Consider the following 19,435-nt stretch of genomic DNA (forward strand, 5'->3'; position numbering starts at 1 on the left):
GTCACTCCGAGGTGTGCGCAGGCCGCAATGCGTCCTGCGAAAAAAAGCGCCGGTGCGAGGCCACCGGCATCCGCGCCCGAATGGACGCCTGTTCGCTGCTGTCGCGGGGCGCCAGCAGCACCGCTTCACCGCTGGCCTGCTGGGCAACGATACGCCCCCAGGGGTCGACGATGGCGGCATGGCCATGGGTTTCCCGTGGCCCCGGGTGCGTGCCGCCCTGGGCGGCCGCCAATACGTAACACTGTGTCTCTATGGCCCTGGCGCGAATCAGCACGTCCCAATGGGCCGCACCGGTTACTGCAGTAAAGGCTGCCGGTGCACTGATCAGTTCGGCTCCGGCCGCACGCAGCGCGCTGTACAGCTCGGGAAAGCGCAGGTCGTAGCACACGCTCAGGCCCAGGCGCCCCACCGGGGTATCGGCCACCACCACCCGCGCGCCGTGGGCATAATCGTCCGACTCGCGGTAGCGCCCACGGTTGTCGGCCACATCCACATCGAACAGATGCAATTTGTCGTAGCGGGCCACCTGCTCGCCGTGCTCGTCGACCAGCAGGGAGCAGGCATGGGCTTTGGCCTCGGGCCGGTCGAGCGGCGGCAGCGGCAAGGTGCCCGCTACAATCCATAACCTGAGGTCGCGGGCCGCCTGTTTCAACCATGGCAGGATCGGCCCCTCCCCCAGCGCCTCGGCCCGGCCGATGGCGGCGCTGTCGCGCCGGCCCATGGCAGCGAAGTTTTCCGGCAGCACCGCCAGCCGCGCGCCCCCTTCGGCAGCCCGCTCCAGCAGGGCACGGGCCCGCGCCAGGTTGCCCGGCACATCGTCCTGGCTGACCATCTGAATAACCGCTGACGTCATGTCCATGTTCTAGCGCGACTTCTCGAAAGGTTTGATAAAGCTAATCTTAGGCTCTTTCCACGGGCCCTCGACGCGGTAATGCACACTGGCATAGCGCGCCACCCGATCCCCCAGCAGCCGGTCCACCAGGAACAGCGCCCCGCCCACCGCTGGCGCGCCCACGATCAGCGCCGCCAGGGGCAGGTTGTTGGTCACCGGCAAGGTCACCTGCAAGGTCGCATCGACCCGGTCCCGAACCATGTCCAGGGTGCCATCGAGCTCGAGGTTGCTGGACGGGCCGGTCAGGGTGATCGGCTCGCGCGTCACATACACCCCCTCGCTTGCCACCAGCAGGCCCTTGACCCGGTCGTAGCTCAGGCCCTTGTCGAGCAGGTCGGAGAAGTCCAGGCGCAGGCGCCGGCCGATCGAGTTGAAATTGAGCAGACCGAACACGCGCAACGCCTGCGCCCCGCCTTCCACTTCGACGAACTGCCCCTTGCGCAGCAAGGCATCGAGGTTGCCGGAGAAGTGCTTGAGGCTGACCCAGGCCGGCGACCCCTGCCAGCGTCCGTCCACGTCCAGGCGGAAGTCTCGGCTGGTCACCGTCGGCGCGAAGCCCCAGGCGGTCAGCACATCGGCCAGGTTCTTGCCTTCCAGGCGCCCCTTGTACCAGCTGTCGCTGCGCCCCGGCGTGCCTTCCCAGGTGGCGGTGCCATCGATCGCCAGGCCCTTGAGGTTCAGGTCCAGGTCGTTCAGGGCCACGCCCTTGGAGGTGGGACGGGTTTTCAGCGCGACGCTGCCGAGCAGATCATCGCCAAGGAACAGCCTGCCGATGCTCAGGTCGATCGCCGGGATCTTGCGCGGGTCGACATCGGCCAGCGGGTCCGGTCCGTCCACTGCGCTGGCGTCGGCCGGGTCGGACGGCGGCAGGTGGAGGGTCGGCAGGTTGATCACGATCGGGGCGCCCTTGGCATCGGGCAGGCGGGCCGTGCCGATGACCTCCTTGCTGTCCAGGCGCAGGTTCCAGAAGTTGCTCCCGCGGTCCAGGCGTACCACTGCCTGGTTGAGGGTCTGGCCAAAGCCCTTGAGCTGGCCGATGCTCACGTCCACGCTGTTGAGCACCTGCCGGGCATTGCCGCCCGGATCGTCACCGGCCATCTGCTCGAACTGCTTCTGCCAGGGCTCAATGTCCAGCTGCGCGAGCCGGCCACGCACCCGCAGGCCCTGACCGGCCGGCAGTTGCGCCGTGCCGTTGCCCAGCAGCAGCTCACCGCGCCCCTGGCCGAGCTTGCCGGCAGGCGCGGCATAGGCCAGCCTGGCGACGTCGGCGTAGGCCACATCGAAGCGCTGTTGCGGCCCTTGCAGGTTCATCTTGAACTGCGTGGCCCGGGTTTCGCTGACCGCCTTGCCGAACGGCGCCGGCAGGTCCACTTTCAGGCCCTTGAGGGTAGAGTCGATGCTCAGCTGGTTTTCGCGGCTACCGACACTGACCTGCAACTGGTAGGGGATTTCTCCGGAGGCTGGCAAGGGCTGGGTGAATTTCAGCCAGTCGGTCAGCGCCTTCAAGGCGATCTGGCCCTTGGCGGCGATACGGGTCTGCAGTTGCCCAGGCTGCCCCTCGGCAAAGATCTGTGCGCTGATGGGCTTGTCGAAGGCGCGCGCGGTGATGTTCTGGCCGCTGAGCCCCTTGTCGAAGTCGAAGCGGAAAGTGCCGTTCAACTGGCTCAGCTCCAGCGGCGGTTCACTCAGCTTCAGGCGCGCCTGTTCGGTGCTGAAGTCCACCAGTACCTTGGGCTGCTGGCCGTGCTCCAGGGGGATATCAAGCTTGAGCTTGCCCTGCAGCGGGCCCTCGCCTTCCCAGCCGGCGAAGGTCGGGCCGGTACCGATCGGCGCGTCCTGCAGGATCTTCACCCCGTCGGCCAGGCGCCCGTCGAACTCTCCGTCCAGGTACAGGTGGGTATGCTCGCCTTCGTTCACATGGGGAATGTTCACGTCCACATTGCGCACCCGGGTGCCGAGCAACTGGCCGCTGCGCGCCTTGACCCGCACACCGGTGTCCTCGATGAACACGTCGCCATCGACCTTGCTCACGTGGGGCCAGCCGGGCTGGAAGTCCAGCTCGGCGTCATGCACCTTGAAGAACAGGCTGATGCTGCGCGACTCGGGGGTCGCGCCGTGGTGCAGCGAGCCCTGGTACTGGAAGTAGCCTTCATCCACCGCGCCCTTGAGGATTGCGGTGCGCAACCAGTGGTCCAGCGCAGGGCTGAGCACTTCGGGCAGGTACTTGGCGGTGTAGCGGCCATCGCCGTCGACCAGGCCCACACGCAGGTCCATGTAGTCTTCGCGTGCATCGTCGAACAGCAGCCGGATCAGGAAGTCGCCGGCAATCCTGCCCTCGTCACCCAGCACCTTAAGGTACGGCGCAACCAGGGTGAAACCCTCGGAGTCCAGTCGCCAGGTCAGGCGTGCATTGGCCTTCAGGTAATGCCAGGGGTCGGCGAAGATCGGCGTCAGGTGCAGCATGAACTTGTCGGTGTCCAGGCGCAGCTCGCCCTGGCCCAGGTCGCCGCTGATGCTGCCGCTGACATTCCCGGCAGCGGGGGCGCCGTGGTAGGCATTGAAGCCGACGCGGTCCAGGTTGGCTGCAAAGCTCAGGCGCTGATCGCCTTCGGCCCTGGGCCGCACGTCCAGGCGCACATTGCGCAGGCCGCCGGTGACCTTGAGGCCCTCGACCACGGCCATGCCCGCCTCCGGCAGCGGCGCGAGCGCCTGGATCAGTGGGGTCAGCGGGGTCAAATCGAGGCGGTCGGCCTGGATCGCCCACACTTCATCGGCCGGCTCGGTGGCGGCGCTCTGCCTGAGTTGAACGTGGGATTCCCAGCGGGTGTCGCCCAGGCTCATGGCGAGGGAATCGAGCACCACGTCAAAGCCCTTGTCGCTACGCCTGAACCAGGCATTGAGCGCCAGGTTCTCGACCTTTACCGCCTTGCGACCGGCATGCGCACCCTTGAGCTGGGGCGCGTTGAGGCGCAGCGTCGCGGTCTGCAACTGGCCTTTGCCCCACCCTACCCAGGCCTCGCCACCGGCACGCAGTTCGCTGGCCGTGTACGGGCCCAGCAGCCGCGCCGGCACCCATTTGGCCCAGTCGCTCTGTGGCAGGCTGAGGTAGGCATCCACCGCACCGTCGCGCCACTGGTCGGCGCGCACGCGGCTGCGCAGGCTCAGGCTCATCGGCTGGCCGTCGGGCAGGGTCAGGCGCGCATCCAGGCGCTGGCGCACGCTGCCGGTCTGCAGCCCGAGGCTCACATAGGTCAGGGTCATCGGCTCATGCGCGAACGGCTCCAGGGTAACCTGGCTGTCGAGCACCGACACCTTCGCCACCACCTGGCTGCGTTCGAGCAACTGCTGTACATCCAGTGGCTGATCGTCCTGCACCGGCAGCCCCTTGAGGCTCCAGTGACCGTTTTCATCTTCGTGCAGGTTCAGTTGCAGGCCGCCCAGTTCGACCTGGGCCAGGCGGACCTGACGCTGCATCAGGCTGGCCCACAGGTCGGGCACCACCTTGACCTCGTCCAGGCGCAAGGCGCCGGCGCCTTCGCCCAGCTGTACGTCGCGTACGCGCAACACCGGCGCAAGACCGCTCCAGCGGCCTTCCAGGGCACCGATATGCACCGGCATGCCCAGTGCGGCCTCGGCCTTCTGCTCCACCTCGGCGCGGTACTCGGCAACCAGTGGCACCAGCTCGCGGCCAAGGCTGACGTACAACGCCACCAGCACGGCAAGCAAGGCGCACAGGCCAAGCCCCCAACGGGTCAAGATGCCCAGAACGCGGATCAGACGCTCCATGGCAAGGGCTCCCCGTGTGGTCCGTTAACTATGGCCCGGTACGCGCAGTTTTCCAGCGCAGGGTAGGTTTCAACGCGAGTCAGAGCAGCACCACATCGTATTGTTCCTGGGAATACATGGACTCCACCTGGAAGCGGATGGTTCGCCCGATGAATGCCTCCAGCTCCGCCACGTTGCCCGATTCCTCGTCGAGCAGGCGGTCCACCACCTTCTGGTTGGCCAGCACCCGGTAGCCTTCGGCCTGGTAGGCGCGGGCCTCGCGCAGGATCTCGCGGAAAATTTCGTAACAGATGGTCTCAGGGGTCTTCAGCTTGCCGCGGCCCTGGCAACTGGCGCATGGTTCGCACAGCACCTGTTCAAGGCTTTCGCGGGTGCGCTTGCGGGTCATCTGCACCAGCCCCAGCTCGGTGATGCCGATGATGTTGGTCTTGGCGTGATCACGTTCCAGCTGTTTTTCCAGGGTACGCAGCACCTGGCGCTGGTGTTCTTCGTCTTCCATGTCGATGAAGTCGATGATGATGATGCCGCCGATGTTGCGCAGGCGCAGCTGGCGGGCAATCGCCGTGGCAGCCTCCAGGTTGGTCTTGAAGATGGTCTCTTCGAGGTTGCGGTGGCCGACGAAGGCCCCGGTGTTGACGTCGATGGTGGTCATCGCCTCGGCCGGGTCGACCACCAGGTAGCCGCCGGACTTGAGCGGCACCTTGCGCTCCAGGGCGCGCTGGATCTCGTCCTCGACGCCATACAGGTCGAAGATCGGCCGCTCCCCCGGGTAGTGCTCCAGGCGGTCGGCGATTTCCGGCATCAGCTCGGCGACGAACTGCGTGGTCTTCTGGAAGGTTTCCCGCGAATCGATGCGGATCTTCTCGATCTTGGGGTTGACCAGGTCGCGCAGGGTACGCAGGGCCAGGCCCAGGTCTTCGTAGATTTCGGTGGGTGCGCCAACGGTCTTGATCTGGGCGCCGATCTGGTCCCACAAGCGACGCAGGTAGCGGATGTCCATGACGATCTCGTCGGCGCCGGCGCCCTCGGCCGCGGTGCGCAGGATGAACCCGCCGGCGTCCTGGATGTTTTCCTGGGCGATGCAGTCGGTGACCACCTGCTTGAGCCGCTCGCGTTCGCCTTCGTCCTCGATCTTCAGCGAGATGCCCACATGGCTGGTACGCGGCATGTACACCAGATAGCGCGACGGGATCGACAGCTGGGTAGTCAGGCGTGCGCCCTTGGAGCCGATCGGGTCCTTGGTCACCTGCACCACCAGGCTCTGGCCTTCGTGCACCAGGGCACTGATGGTCTCGACACTGGCGCCTTCGCGCTGGGAGATTTCCGAGGCGTGGATGAACGCCGCGCGCTCCAGGCCGATGTCGACGAACGCCGCCTGCATGCCGGGCAGCACCCGCACCACCTTGCCCTTGTAGATGTTGCCGACGATGCCCCGCCGCTGGGTGCGCTCGACGTGCACCTCCTGAAGAACACCGTTCTCCACCACCGCCACGCGTGATTCCATCGGCGTGATATTGATCAGAATCTCTTCACTCATGGCAGGCTCTCGTCAAAGGTCTTCAGCTAATGATGGATTGCCCGGCGGTCGCTGGCGAGCAATTAAAGGGGTACGGGCAGTTCCTCGCTCAACGGGGCGGCAGGCCTTGCCAGCAGGGAATGGCAAATTGCTCCAGCAGCTCGGCGGTTTCGCTCAACGGCAAGCCGACCACCGCCGAGTAGCTGCCCTGCAGCGCCTTGACGAAAATTGCCGCCAGGCCCTGGATCGCGTAGCTGCCGGCCTTGTCCTGCGGCTCGCCGCTGGCCCAGTAGGCCAGGGCCTGTTCGGGGCTGATGGGGCGCAGGCTGACGCGGCTGGCAACGTTCACGCTCAGGCAGCGCTCGCCATCGGTCACCGCCACTGCCGTCAGCACGTCGTGCTCGCGTCCGGACAATGCGGCCAGCATGGCCAGGGCGTCGGCCTGCCCCTGCGGCTTGCCGAGGATCTGCCCGTCGAGCACCACCGCAGTGTCGGCGCCCAGTACCGCCAGGTGCCCTTCCACGCCGCTGGCGCGCAACACCGCCAGGCCGGCAGCCGCCTTCTCGCGCGCCAGGCGCTCGACATAGGCGTCAGCCGGTTCGGCATCCAGAGGGGTTTCATCGATGCTGGCGGCCACCGGGGTGAACGGCACGCCGATCTGGGAGAGCAGCTCACGTCGGCGTGGCGAACCAGAGGCCAGGTACAGCGGGGTCATGTGACGTCTCCGTGTCAGCGTCGGTGGGCAACGCGAATCAGTTGATACTCAGGCGTCGGCGCAGGCCGCGCAAGGCGAAGCTGATCCAGGGCCACAGCAGCGCACTGATCACCGCCGGCCACACCAGCGCCAGGGTCGGCTGGCGGTTGCCGGTCAGGGCGCTGAGCCACAGCTGAACCAGCTGGGCCAGGCCGAAGATCACCAGAATCACCAGGCTCTGCTGCCACATGGGGAACATGCGCAGGCGCTGCTGCAGCGACAGCACCAGGAAGGTGATAAGCACCAGCACCAGGGCGTTCTGCCCCAGCAGCGTGCCGTACAGCACGTCCTCGGCAAGCCCCAGCACGAATGCGGTGGTCATGCCGACCTTGTGCGGCAGGTGCAGCGTCCAGAAGGCCAGCAGCAGGGCCAGCCACAGGGGACGGAAAATCTCCATGAACGGCAGCGTGGGCCACACGCTCAGCAGCAGGCCGATCAGGAAGGTCAACCAGACCACCCAACCGTTGCGGCTACGGGTACTGCTCATCAGTGTCTCTCCCGAGAAGTGGCCGGTGCGGCTGCAGGGGCAGCGGGCGCGGCGGCAGGAGCAGGTGCAGGGGTTGGCGCAGGCGTGCCCGGCGCAGCGGGTGCGGCAGGTGCGCCCGGCGCGGCAGCCGGCATGCTGCCATCGATCGGGCTCTGCGCCTGGCGATCAGCCGCTTCCTGAGCCTGCGCGGCATCGGCGGCGCGCTGTTCGGGGGTACGGCTGTCGGAAAACACCAGCAGCATGTAGCGGCTGCGGTTGAGCGCCGCGGTCGGCACCGCCCGCACGATGGCGAACGGCTGCCCGGAGTCGTGGATCACCTCGCGCACCGTGGCCACCGGGTAGCCGGCCGGGAAGCGCTGGCCCAGGCCGGAACTGACCAGCAGGTCGCCTTCCTTGATGTCGGCGGTGTCGGCCACGTGGCGCAGTTCCAGGCGTTCGGGATTGCCGGTGCCGCTGGCAATCGCGCGCAGGCCGTTGCGGTTGACCTGCACCGGAATGCTGTGGGTGGTGTCGGTGAGCAGCAGCACCCGCGAGGTGTACGGCATCAGCTCGACCACCTGGCCCATCAGGCCACGGGCGTCGAGCACCGGCTGGCCCAGCACCACGCCGTCGCGTTCGCCCTTGTTGATCAGGATGCGGTGGGTAAAGGGGTTGGGGTCGACGCCGATCAGCTCGGCCACCTCGACCTTCTCGTTGACCAGTGCCGAGGAGTTGAGCAACTCGCGCAGGCGCACGTTCTGCTCGGTCAGGGCCGCCAGCTTCTGCAGGCGACCTTGCAACAGCAAGGCTTCGGTCTTGAGTTTCTCGTTCTCGGCGATCAGCTCGGTGCGGCTGCCGAACTGGCTGGCCACCCCCTGCCACATGCGTTGCGGGAAGTCGCTGATGGTATAGGAAGGCATCAGCACCAGCGCCATCTGGCTGCGCAGCGGCTTGAGCAAGGTAAAGCGGGCGTCCACCACCATCAGGGCGATAGACAGCACAACCAGCACAAGCAGGTGCACGCCCAGCGAAGGGCCTTTGGCGAAAAGCGGTTTAATAGGCCGCTCCTCGAAGATTCAGGGGGTCATTCATACGGCAACGCACCGGCCTGCTTGCAGGATGGATGGAAACGACGCCCACACGCGCCACCAGCACATACAGGTAGCACTGTGGGCGCTACCTGTAAACCGGGGGACGGGGTGGGCGGTCAGCAAATCACTCGCTGGAGAGCAGGTCCATGGTGTGTTTGTCCATCATCTCCAGCGCGCGACCGCCGCCACGGGCGACACAGGTCAGCGGGTCTTCGGCGACGATCACCGGCAGGCCGGTTTCCTGGGCCAGCAGCTTGTCCAGGTCGCGCAGCAGCGCACCACCACCGGTCAGCACCAGGCCGCGCTCGGCGATGTCCGAAGCCAGCTCCGGTGGCGATTGCTCCAGGGCGCTCTTGACCGCCTGCACGATGGTCGCCAGCGATTCCTGAAGGGCTTCGAGCACTTCGTTGGAGTTCAGGGTGAAGGCACGTGGCACGCCTTCGGCCAGGTTGCGGCCGCGTACGTCGACTTCACGCACTTCGCCGCCCGGGTAGGCAGTACCGATTTCCTGCTTGATACGCTCGGCGGTGGACTCGCCGATCAGGCTGCCGTAGTTGCGGCGCACGTAGGTGACGATGGCCTCGTCGAAACGGTCGCCACCCACACGCACGGATTCGGCGTACACCACACCATTGAGGGAGATCAGTGCGATTTCGGTGGTACCACCACCAATATCGACGACCATCGAACCACGGGCTTCCTCGACCGGCAGGCCGGCACCGATGGCGGCGGCCATTGGCTCTTCGATCAGGAACACTTCACGGGCACCGGCACCGAGGGCCGACTCGCGAATGGCGCGGCGCTCTACCTGGGTCGACTTGCACGGAACGCAGATCAGCACGCGAGGGCTGGGCTGCAGAAAACTGTTTTCGTGAACCTTGTTGATGAAGTACTGCAGCATCTTTTCGCAGACGCTGAAATCGGCGATCACGCCGTCCTTCATCGGACGAATGGCAGCGATGTTGCCGGGCGTACGGCCGAGCATGCGCTTGGCCTCGGTGCCGACAGCGACGACACTTTTCTGGTTGCCGTGAGTACGAATGGCCACAACCGAAGGCTCATTCAGGACGATACCGCGCTCACGCACGTAAATAAGGGTGTTGGCAGTGCCCAGGTCGATGGAAAGATCGCTGGAAAACATGCCACGCAGTTTCTTGAACATGGGAAAGTGACCCTAGGCAACGCGTGGGTAAAAAAGTGCGGCAAACTCTAACAACGGCGGGGATTTTGGGCAAGGCGCCAATATGTTAAATTGGCAGTTTTTCCGAGCAAGCCAGCACACAATCGCGGCCTTATGACCGTAAATCTGCCAGCATGTTCCTCATTCGCGGACCAATTCCGTTTTTTGTTTTCCCCTGGAGATCCCCATGGCGCTTGAACGCTGCGACGTGGAAAAGATCGCTCACCTGGCCCGCCTGGGCCTCAATGAAGCCGATCTTCCGCGCACTACCGATGCCTTGAACAGTATTCTGGGTTTGGTCGACCAGATGCAAGCGGTCGACACCACTGGCATCGAGCCACTGGCCCACCCCCTTGAAGCCCGTCAGCGCCTGCGTGCCGACGTGGTAACAGAAAGTAACCAGAGAGACAGCTACCAGGCCATCGCCCCGGCGACCGAAAGCGGCCTGTACCTGGTTCCTAAAGTCATCGAGTAAGGGAATAGAGCCTGCCATGCATCAACTGACCCTGGCCGAGATCGCCCGCGGACTCGCCGACAAAGCCTTTTCTGCCGAAGAGCTGACCCGCACGCTGCTGGCGCGCATCCAGCAGCTCGACCCGCAAATCAACAGTTTCATCAGCGTCACCGAAGACCTGGCCCTGGACCAGGCGCGTGCCGCCGACGCCCGCCGTGCTGGCGGTGAAACCGGCGCCCTGCTGGGCGCCCCCATCGCCCACAAGGACCTGTTCTGCACCCAGGGCGTGCGCACCAGCTGCGGCTCGAAGATGCTCGACAACTTCGTCTCGCCGTATGACGCCACCGTGGTCAGCAAGCTGGCCGAGGCCGGCATGGTCACCCTGGGCAAGACCAACATGGACGAGTTCGCCATGGGTTCGGCCAACGAATCCAGCCACTACGGCGCGGTGAAGAACCCGTGGAACCTCGAACACGTGCCGGGCGGTTCGTCCGGCGGTTCGGCCGCCGCCGTGGCCGCGCGCCTGCTGCCGGCCACCACCGGCACCGACACCGGCGGTTCGATCCGCCAGCCGGCGGCGCTGACCAACCTCACCGGCCTCAAGCCGACCTACGGTCGCGTGTCGCGCTGGGGCATGATTGCCTACGCCTCCAGCCTCGACCAGGGTGGCCCGCTGGCGCGTACCGCCGAAGACTGCGCGCTGCTGCTGCAGGCCATGGCCGGTTTCGACGCCAAGGACTCCACCAGCATCGACGAACCGGTGCCCGACTACAGCGCCCCGCTCAACGCCTCGCTGCAGGGCCTGCGCATCGGCCTGCCGAAGGAGTACTTCGGTGCCGGCCTGGACCCGCGCATCGCCGACCTGATCCAGGCCAGCGTCAAGGAGCTGGAAAAGCTCGGCGCGGTGGTCAAGCAGATCAGCCTGCCGAACATGCAGCACGCGATCCCTGCGTACTACGTCATCGCCCCGGCCGAAGCCTCGTCCAACCTCTCGCGTTTCGACGGCGTGCGCTTCGGCTACCGCTGCGAAGACCCCAAGGACCTCACCGACCTGTACAAGCGTTCGCGCGGTGAAGGCTTCGGCCCCGAGGTGCAGCGGCGCATCATGGTCGGCGCCTACGCGCTGTCGGCCGGCTACTACGATGCCTACTACCTGCAGGCGCAGAAGATCCGCCGCCTGATCAAGAACGACTTCATGGCCGCCTTCGAAGAGGTCGACGTGATTCTCGGCCCGACCACGCCCAACCCGGCCTGGAAGCTTGGCGCCAAGAACAGCGACCCGGTCGCCGCCTACCTGGAAGACGTCTACACCATCACCGCCAACCTCGCCGGCCTGCCAGGCCTGTCGATGCCGGCCGGTTTTGTCGACGGCCTGCCGGTCGGCGTGCAACTGCTGGCCCCGTATTTCCAGGAAGGCCGCCTGCTCAACGTCGCGCACCGCTATCAGCAAGTGACTGATTGGCACACCCGCGCACCTACCGGCTTCTGAGGGACAGACACATGCAATGGGAAGTTGTGATCGGGCTGGAAATTCATACCCAGCTCGCCACCCAGTCGAAGATTTTCTCCGGCAGCGCCACCACGTTCGGCTCCGAGCCGAACACCCAGGCCAGCCTGATCGACCTGGGCATGCCCGGCGTACTGCCGGTGCTCAACGAAGAAGCCGTGCGCATGGCCTGCATGTTCGGCCTGGCGATCGACGCCGAAATCGGCGAGCACAACGTGTTCGCGCGCAAGAACTACTTCTACCCCGACCTGCCCAAGGGCTACCAGATCAGCCAGATGGAGCTGCCGATCGTCGGCAAGGGCTACCTGGACATCGCCCTTGAAGACGGCACCGTCAAGCGCATCGGCATCACCCGCGCGCACCTGGAGGAAGACGCCGGCAAGAGCCTGCACGAAGACTTCAGCGGCGCCACCGGCATCGACCTGAACCGCGCCGGCACGCCGCTGCTGGAAATCGTCTCCGAGCCGGAAATGCGCAGCGCCAAGGAAGCCGTGGCCTACGTCAAGGCGATCCACGCCTTGGTGCGCTACCTGGGCATCTGCGACGGCAACATGGCCGAGGGCTCGCTGCGCTGCGACTGCAACGTGTCGATCCGGCCCAAGGGCCAGGTCGAGTTCGGCACCCGCTGCGAGATCAAGAACGTCAACTCGTTCCGCTTCATCGAGAAGGCGATCAACACCGAGGTGCAGCGCCAGATCGAACTGATCGAGGATGGCGGCCGGGTGATCCAGGAAACCCGCCTGTACGACCCGAACAAGGACGAGACCCGCTCCATGCGCAGCAAGGAGGAGGCCAACGACTACCGTTACTTCCCCGACCCGGATCTGCTGCCGGTGGTCATCGAACCGGCGTTCCTCGACGCCATCCGCGCCACCCTGCCCGAACTGCCGCCGCAGAAGCGCGAGCGCTTCCAGAGCCAGTTCGGCCTGTCGGCCTACGACGCCAACGTGCTGGCCTCCAGCCGCGAGCAGGCCGACTACTTCGAGCAGGTGGTCGGTGTGTGTGGCGATGCCAAGCTGGCGGCCAACTGGGTCATGGTCGAGCTGGGCAGCCTGCTGAACAAGCTGGGCCTGGAGATCGACCAGGCGCCGGTCAGCGCCGCGCAACTGGGCGGCATGCTGCAGCGCATTCTGGACAACACCATCAGCGGCAAGATCGCCAAGGTGGTGTTCGAGAAGATGGCCGCCGGTGAAGGCGATGCCGACCAGATCATCGAGGCCGAAGGCCTGAAACAGGTGACCGACACCGGCGCGATCGAGAAGGTGCTGGACGAAGTGCTGGCGGCCAACGCCGAGCAGGTCGAGCAGTACCGCGCGGCGGACGAGGCCAAGCGCGGCAAGATGTTCGGCTTCTTCGTCGGCCAGGCGATGAAGGCGTCCAAGGGCAAGGCCAACCCGCAACAGGTGAACCAATTGCTCAAGAGCAAGCTCGAAGGCTGAACCGCGTCGCCTGCATTCGCCGGCAACGCCGGCTCCTACAAGGACGCACCAATCCCTGCAGGAGCCGGCGTTGCCGGCGAAGGCCACACCACGGAGTAACCGGATACATGTGGCGTCCCCTCAGCGCACTGCTCGCGCTTTTCACCCTGCTCGCCGGCTGTGCCAGCCACACCCTCGACCCCCGCGGTTACGACCAGACCGGCACTGCCTCCTATTACGGTTCCCGCCATCACGGCAAACGCACCGCCAGTGGCGAACCCTTCGACCAGCACGGCCTGACCGCCGCCCATCGCAGCCTGCCCTTCGGCACCCGCGTGCAGGTCACCAACCTCGCCAACGACCGCCGCGTCGTGGTACGCATCAACGACCGCGGCCCGCATACCCGGGGTCGACTCATCGACCTGTCACGCGCCGCCGCCGACCAACTGGGCATGCTCCGTAGCGGAACCGCGCGGGTACGGGTACAAAGTCTCAGCAACTGACCCTGCTTCGGAGCACGACCATTTTCGACCTGGCCGCTTTACCCACCTTCAGCCTGCTGCAACTGGCCCTGGGCCTGCTGCTGCTGATCACCGGCGCCGAACTGCTGGTGCGCGCCGCCCTGCGCCTGGCCGCCAGCCTGCAGGTGCGTCCGCTGATCATCGGCCTGAGCCTGGTGGCCTTCGGCAGCAGCGCCCCGCAACTGACCGTGAGCCTGCAGGCGGCCTACACCGGCGCACCCGACGTGGCGGTGGGCAGCGTGATCGGCAGCAACATCTTCAACGTGCTGGTCACCCTGGGCCTGGCCGCCCTGATCATCCCCCTGCGCGTTTCGCGGCAACTGGTACGCCTGGATATCCCGCTGATGATCGGCGCCAGCCTGCTGGTGTACCTGCTGGCCCTGGACGAACGCATCGGCCGCCTCGAAGGCGCCCTGCTGCTGCTCGGGCTGGTTGCCTACCTGGCCATCCTGTGGCACCAGTCACGCCACCACGCACGCACCTACCCCGCCCCCGGCCCGCGGCCGCAGCGTGGCGTCGGCTTCTGGTTCGGCACCCTGGCACTGATGCTCACCGGCCTGGGCCTGCTGAGCCTGGCCGGGCACCTGTTGCTGGAGGCAGCAGTGGAAGTGGCCGTCGACCTGGGCCTGTCGGAGCGGGTGATCGGCCTGACCGTGGTGGCGGTATGCACCTCGCTGCCGGAGCTGGCCACCTCGCTGATCGCCGCCTTGCGCGGCGAGCGTGAAATCGCCGTGGGCAACGTGATCGGCAGCAACCTGTTCAACCTGCTGGCGGTGCTCGGGCTGACCGCGCTGGTGGCCCCGGTGCCGCTGTCGATCTCGCCCAACGCGCTGGCCTTCGACCTGCCGGTGATGCTCGGCGTGGCCGTGCTGACCCTGCCGGTGTTCTATTCCGGCTACCGCGTCACCCGCGCCGAAGGTCTGGTGTTCCTGTGTCTTTACCTGGCCTATGGTCTGCACGTGGTGGCCTTCACCACCGGCATGCCGCTGGCCAACCGTCTGGAGCAGCTGATGCTGCTTTATGTCCTGCCGACGCTGGCGGTGGTGCTGATGTACACCACCGTGCGCGCCTGGCGCCGCCAACAGTAAGGAAAACAACATGGGCGAGAGCAACAAAACCGGCGAACAGGTTCGCCGCCAGGTCATGGGCGATGCATTCGTGGACCGTGCACTGGGCAATGCCACCGAGTTCACCGAGCCGCTGCAGGCGTTCGTCAACGAGCACGCCTGGGGCAGCGTGTGGAGCCGCGAGGGCCTGCCGCTGAAAACCCGCAGCCTGATCACCCTGGCGGCGCTGACCGCGCTCAAGTGCCCGCAGGAGCTCAAGGGCCACGTGCGTGGCGCCCTGAACAACGGCTGTACGGTGGAAGAGATTCGCGAGGCGTTGCTGCATTGCGCCGTGTACGCCGGCGTACCGGCGGCGATCGATGCGTTTCGCGCCGCCCAGGAAGTGATCGACAGCTACCAGCAGGGCTGACCGATCACCCCGCAGGGCCGTCAGCCGGCGACGGCGGCGGCCTTCTGCCCCTTCTTCTTGAGCCAGAACGCCACGCCCAGGGTGGCGATCCAGGCCGGAATCAGCAGTACCGAGATGCGGATCGGCGGGGTCAGGTACATCACCACCAGAATCAGCACGATGAACGCCAGGCACAGGTAGTTGGTGACCGGGTGCCCCCAGCTCTTGTAGAAGGTCGACTCGCCGGCAGCGATCTTGGCCTTGCGAAACTTCAGGTGGGTGATGCTGATGCTCGCCCAGTTGATCACCAGTGCCGACACCGCCAGCGCCATCAGCAGGCCGAAGGCTTCGCCCGGCATCAGGTAGTTGATCAGCACGCACAGGCCGGTGGCCACCGCCGATACGCCCAGCGCCGCCAGCGGCACGCCACGACGGTTGATCTTGAGCAGTGCGCGCGGCGCATCACCCTGGCTGGCCAGGCCGAACAGCATGCGGCTGTTGCAGTACACGCAGCTGTTGTACACCGACAGCGCGGCAGTCAGCACCACCACGTTGAGAATGGTGGCCACCAGGTTGCTGTCCAGGTTGTGGAAGATCATCACGAACGGGCTGCCGCCCTGCACCACCTTCTGCCAGGGGTACAGCGACAGCAGCACCGCCAGTGCGCCGATGTAGAAGATCAGGATGCGGTACACCACCTGGTTGGTCGCGCGTGGAATGCTGTAGCGCGGGTTGTCCGCCTCGGCCGCGGTGATGCCGACCAGCTCCAGCCCGCCGAAGGAGAACATGATCACCGCCATCGCCATCACCAGCCCGGTGATGCCATTGGGGAAGAACCCGCCGTACTGCCACAGGTTGGCCACGCTGGCATCCGGCCCGCCGCTGCCGCTGGCCAGCAGCCAGGCGCCGAAGCCGATCATGCTGACGATGGCGATCACCTTGACCAGCGCGAACCAGAACTCCAGCTCGCCGTACACCTTGACCTGGGTGAGGTTGATCAGGTTGATCGCCACGAAGAAGATCGCTGCAGTGGCCCAGGTGGGGAAGTCCGGCCACCAGTACTGCACGTAGATACCCACCGCCGTCAGCTCGGCCATGCCCACCAGCACATAGACCACCCAGTAGTTCCAGCCCGAGACGAAGCCGGCGAACTCGTTCCAGTAGCGGTGCGCAAAGTGGCTGAAGCTGCCCGCCACCGGTTCCTCGACCACCATCTCACCCAGCTGGCGCATGATGAAAAAGGCCATCAGGCCGGCGATGGCGTAGCCCAGCAGCACGGCAGGGCCTGCCATCTGGATGGTCTGGGCGATGCCCAGGAACAACCCGGTGCCGATGGCGCCGCCCAGCGCGATCAACTGGATGTGACGGTTCTTCAGGCCGCGATGCAAACGCTCGGGCGTGATCTGGTCTTGCATGAAGTGTCCTCAGGCAGGGAGGCCGTTATTTTGAGTGTGGGCGACAGGATCTAGATCCAGCCGCCCCACTGCAAGATAAATATGCCGATATTCGTCGTAACTGCGGCCATCAGCGTGGTAATCACGATGATCGAGGCGGCCAGCTGGTGATTGCCGTTGGCCGCGCGCGCCATCACGTAGCTGGACGCGGCGGTGGGGCTGGCGATGTACAGGAACAGCACCCCCAGCTCCGCGCCGCGAAAGCCGCACAACCAGGCACCGAAGGTGGCCAGCAGCGGCAGCCACACCATCTTTACCAGGCTGGCGCTCAGCGCCATGCGCCCGCTGGCGTGCAACGAGGCCATCGACAGCGTGCCGCCGATGCAGATCAGCGCCAGCGGCAGGGTCATCTGCGCTAGGTAGTCACCGGAGGTCAGCAGCCAGTTGGGCAGCCCCACCTTGGCATACGCCAGCACGCCGGCCACCAGCACACTGATGATCAGCGGGTTGCGCAGGATGCTCTTGAGGATGCTCCAGGGGTCGGACTTGATGGTCGGGCTGTACACCGCCAGCACCACGGCCGACAGCGAGTTGTAGAGCAGGATCACCAGCCCGGCCAGCACCGCGCCGATGGAGATACCATGATCGCCGTACATGCTCCCGGCCAGCGCCAGGCCGATGACCGCATTGTTGCCGCGAAAGCCGCCCTGGGCGTAGATGCCGCGATCTTCACGGGGGCAGCGCCAGATCGCGATCAGCCAGGCCAGGCCGAAGCTGCCCAGGGTGGCGACAGTGAAGTAGAGCAGCAGCGAGGGCTGGACCGCCGCCTCGAGATCGGCGTGGTAGATGCCCAGAAACAGCAGCGCCGGCATGCTCACGTTGAACACCAGGGCCGAGGCGGTCTGGATGAAGCTGTCGTTGATGGCGTTGATGCGGCGCAGCAGCACGCCCATGAACATCATCGCGAACACCGGCGCGGTGATGTTCAGGGTCTGGAGAAAAAGGGCGAGCATGCAGGTGGTCCCGTCGGCGTCGTTAGGGAGCTAATCATACGTCAACCTTGGGGCTGCCATGCAGCCTCTTCGCCGGCCTTGCCGGCGAAGAGGCCCTGAGGTTCAGCGCCGAACCGGGCGCTTCTGCAATTTGCGCTGCAGGGTACGCCGGTGCATGCCCAGCGCCCGCGCCGTGGCCGAGATATTGCCCTCATGCTCGGTCAGCACACGCTGGATGTGCTCCCACTGCAGGCGGTCCACCGACATCGGGTTTTCCGGTACCAGCGTGTCCAGGTCGGCGTGCTCGGACGCCAGCGCCGCCAGCACGTCGTCGGCATCGGCCGGCTTGCACAGGTAATTGCAGGCGCCGCGCTTGATCGCCTCCACCGCGGTGGCAATGCTCGAATAGCCGGTGAGGATCACCACGCGCATCTCCGGGTCCAGCTCCAGCAGCTTGGGCAGCAGCACCAGCCCGGAGTCGCCCTCCATCTTCAGGTCCAGCGTGGCGTAGTCCGGCACGTCCTGCTGGGCAATCTGCAGGCCCTCTTCGGCAGAACCCGCCGTGCTCACGCGAAACCCGCGCCGGCTCATGGCCCGGGCCATCACCCGGGTAAACGTGGCGTCGTCATCCACCAGCAGCAGGTGCGGCAGCTCTTCGCCTTCAGCCTGAATTTCATCACTCATCACACGTCTCCTCGCGCGTCACGCGGCAGGCGCAGCTCGGTGAGCGTACCGCCTTCCTCATGACTATAGAGTTTTACCGAGCCGCCAGCACGGGTCACGCTGGCCTTGCTCAAGAACAGGCCAAGGCCGAAGCCCTTGCCCTTGGTGGTAAAGAAGGGTTTGCCGATCTGCTCGGCGATCGCCACCGGCACGCCGGGGCCATGGTCGCGAATGCTGATCACGATGTCCTCGGCGTCCCAGTCCAGGTACACCTCCAGGTCATTGGGGCAGGCATCGGCTGCATTGTTCAACAGGTTCAGCAGGGCCTGGGTCAGGTCCGGCGGCGGCGCCAGGCGCGGCACCGTACCCTGGCCCAGGCGCTGGAAGCGATAGCTGGCCTCGGGGCGCATCAGGTGCCAGCGGTTGAGCGCCTCGTCCAGCCAGAAGCTCGCCTCCTGCTCCTGCACCGCCATGCGCCGGTTGGCCTCGGCGGCGCGCACCAGGTTCTGCAAGGTGTGCTTGCACTGCTTGACCTGCTCCTGCAGCGTCTCCAGGTCTTCCTGCAGCAGCGGGTCGGTGTGGTCCTGGCGCATCTCGTTGATCAGCACGCTCATGGTCGCCAGCGGCGTACCCAGCTCATGGGCGGCACCGGCGGCCTGGGTGGCCACGGCCAGCAGTTGCTGGTCGCGCAGGCCTTCCTCGCGGCGCTGGGCCTGGAACTGCTGCTGGCGACGCAGCTCTTCGGCCATCTTGGCGGCAAAGAAGGTGATCACCCCGGCGGCCAGGGCAAAACTCAGCCACATGCCGTAGATCTGCATCTTCTCGCGGGCCATGGGAAAGGTTTCGAGCGGGAAGTACTGCACCAGCAGCAGGGTGTAGGCCACCAGCGCAATGCCCGACAGAATCAGCGAATACAGCCATGGCAGCGTCACCGCGGCAATCGCCAGGGGCACCAGGTAATAGGACACGAAGGGGTTGGTCGAGCCCCCGGAAAAATACAGCAGCGCACTGTGGATCAGCAGGTCGCAGGCCAGCTGCACCGCATACTCCAGCTCGGTGACCGGCAGCGAGGTGCGCAGCCGGATGGCCGTGAGCACGCACAGCACCATGGAGAACCCCAGGGTGATGCTCAGCGCCAGCCACGGCAGTGGCAGCAGTTCGGTCCAGTAGGCGACCGCCACCGAACCGGCCTGGGCGGCCAGCACCAGGGTGCGGATGAAGGTCAGGCGCCAGAGGTTCTGACGTGTGGCAGACAGCATGAGTACGGGGGCGAGCATGAGCTCTCCTGATGAGTGCTCCAGGTGAATCGTGACGAGTATACCCAAGCTGCACCCCGCGCTGCAGCA

General features: G+C 65.8%; 17 protein-coding genes. 6 read left to right on the forward strand and 11 right to left on the reverse strand.

From position 1 onward, the window contains the following. Nucleotide 1: 1 nt before the first annotated feature. From DN388_RS05880 to mreB, 7 genes are all read right to left on the reverse strand, one after another. Entirely contained in the window at nt 2-853 is an 852-nt protein-coding gene (locus DN388_RS05880) for a carbon-nitrogen hydrolase family protein (RefSeq protein WP_054916383.1), read from the reverse strand. 9 nt (nt 854-862) lie between these two features. Further along, nucleotides 863-4,678, reverse strand: a complete 3,816-nt coding sequence (locus DN388_RS05885; RefSeq protein WP_088515327.1) for a YhdP family protein — start codon at nt 4,676-4,678, stop codon at nt 863-865. Nucleotides 4,679-4,757: 79 nt separating this feature from the next. Continuing rightward, the gene (gene rng / locus DN388_RS05890) at nt 4,758-6,215 is read right to left on the reverse strand and encodes a ribonuclease G (protein WP_043862473.1); all 1,458 of its coding nucleotides are present in this window, start codon (nt 6,213-6,215) and stop codon (nt 4,758-4,760) included. An 88-nt stretch (nt 6,216-6,303) separates the two neighbouring features. Beyond that, on the reverse strand, nt 6,304-6,909 hold the full coding sequence (locus tag DN388_RS05895) for a nucleoside triphosphate pyrophosphatase (protein WP_043862474.1): 606 nt from the start codon (nt 6,907-6,909) through the stop codon (nt 6,304-6,306). Between the two features lie 37 nt (nt 6,910-6,946). After that, on the reverse strand, nt 6,947-7,435 hold the full coding sequence (gene mreD / locus DN388_RS05900) for a rod shape-determining protein MreD (protein ID WP_043862475.1): 489 nt from the start codon (nt 7,433-7,435) through the stop codon (nt 6,947-6,949). Next, nucleotides 7,435-8,472, reverse strand: a complete 1,038-nt coding sequence (gene mreC / locus DN388_RS05905) for a rod shape-determining protein MreC (RefSeq protein ID WP_196933096.1) — start codon at nt 8,470-8,472, stop codon at nt 7,435-7,437. Before mreC ends, mreD begins: the two co-directional genes overlap by 1 nt. Before the next feature lie 157 nt (nt 8,473-8,629). Further along, entirely contained in the window at nt 8,630-9,667 is a 1,038-nt protein-coding gene (gene mreB, locus DN388_RS05910) for a rod shape-determining protein MreB (RefSeq protein ID WP_008371426.1), read from the reverse strand. A gap of 205 nt (nt 9,668-9,872) precedes the next feature. Between mreB and gatC the strand changes: the two genes are divergently transcribed. From gatC to DN388_RS05940, 6 genes are all read left to right on the forward strand, one after another. Beyond that, nucleotides 9,873-10,160: an Asp-tRNA(Asn)/Glu-tRNA(Gln) amidotransferase subunit GatC gene (gatC, locus tag DN388_RS05915; RefSeq protein WP_043862477.1), complete on the forward strand. Its 288-nt coding sequence runs from the start codon at nt 9,873-9,875 to the stop codon at nt 10,158-10,160. 16 nt (nt 10,161-10,176) lie between these two features. Beyond that, nucleotides 10,177-11,628 carry an Asp-tRNA(Asn)/Glu-tRNA(Gln) amidotransferase subunit GatA gene (gene gatA, locus DN388_RS05920; RefSeq protein ID WP_043862478.1) on the forward strand — a complete coding sequence of 484 codons (1,452 nt, stop codon included), beginning with the start codon at nt 10,177-10,179 and terminating at the stop codon, nt 11,626-11,628. A gap of 11 nt (nt 11,629-11,639) precedes the next feature. Beyond that, nucleotides 11,640-13,085 (forward strand): Asp-tRNA(Asn)/Glu-tRNA(Gln) amidotransferase subunit GatB, encoded by a 1,446-nt coding sequence (gene gatB, locus DN388_RS05925; protein WP_054916385.1) that lies wholly within the window; start codon nt 11,640-11,642, stop codon nt 13,083-13,085. Nucleotides 13,086-13,192: 107 nt separating this feature from the next. After that, nucleotides 13,193-13,567: a septal ring lytic transglycosylase RlpA family protein gene (locus DN388_RS05930; RefSeq protein ID WP_043862480.1), complete on the forward strand. Its 375-nt coding sequence runs from the start codon at nt 13,193-13,195 to the stop codon at nt 13,565-13,567. Between the two features lie 62 nt (nt 13,568-13,629). Beyond that, nucleotides 13,630-14,673 carry a calcium/sodium antiporter gene (locus DN388_RS05935; RefSeq protein WP_254998167.1) on the forward strand — a complete coding sequence of 348 codons (1,044 nt, stop codon included), beginning with the start codon at nt 13,630-13,632 and terminating at the stop codon, nt 14,671-14,673. A gap of 10 nt (nt 14,674-14,683) precedes the next feature. After that, nucleotides 14,684-15,061 (forward strand): carboxymuconolactone decarboxylase family protein, encoded by a 378-nt coding sequence (locus DN388_RS05940; protein ID WP_043862482.1) that lies wholly within the window; start codon nt 14,684-14,686, stop codon nt 15,059-15,061. Between the two features lie 20 nt (nt 15,062-15,081). Here the strand turns inward: DN388_RS05940 and DN388_RS05945 are convergent, their stop codons facing one another. The 4 genes from DN388_RS05945 to DN388_RS05960 form a co-directional block, all read right to left on the reverse strand. Then, a complete protein-coding gene (locus DN388_RS05945; protein ID WP_043862483.1) occupies nt 15,082-16,455 on the reverse strand; it encodes an amino acid permease in 1,374 nt (457 codons plus the stop codon). A 50-nt stretch (nt 16,456-16,505) separates the two neighbouring features. Then, nucleotides 16,506-17,447, reverse strand: a complete 942-nt coding sequence (locus DN388_RS05950; protein ID WP_054916387.1) for an AEC family transporter — start codon at nt 17,445-17,447, stop codon at nt 16,506-16,508. A gap of 102 nt (nt 17,448-17,549) precedes the next feature. Continuing rightward, nucleotides 17,550-18,110 carry a response regulator transcription factor gene (locus DN388_RS05955; protein WP_043862485.1) on the reverse strand — a complete coding sequence of 187 codons (561 nt, stop codon included), beginning with the start codon at nt 18,108-18,110 and terminating at the stop codon, nt 17,550-17,552. Further along, nucleotides 18,110-19,366, reverse strand: a complete 1,257-nt coding sequence (locus DN388_RS05960) for an ATP-binding protein (RefSeq protein ID WP_054916388.1) — start codon at nt 19,364-19,366, stop codon at nt 18,110-18,112. Before DN388_RS05960 ends, DN388_RS05955 begins: the two co-directional genes overlap by 1 nt. Between the last annotated feature and the right edge of the window lie 69 nt (nt 19,367-19,435).

The sequence above is a fragment of the Pseudomonas sp. S12(2018) genome, assembly GCF_024355235.1.
Taxonomy (GTDB): Bacteria; Pseudomonadota; Gammaproteobacteria; order Pseudomonadales; family Pseudomonadaceae; genus Aquipseudomonas; species Aquipseudomonas palmensis.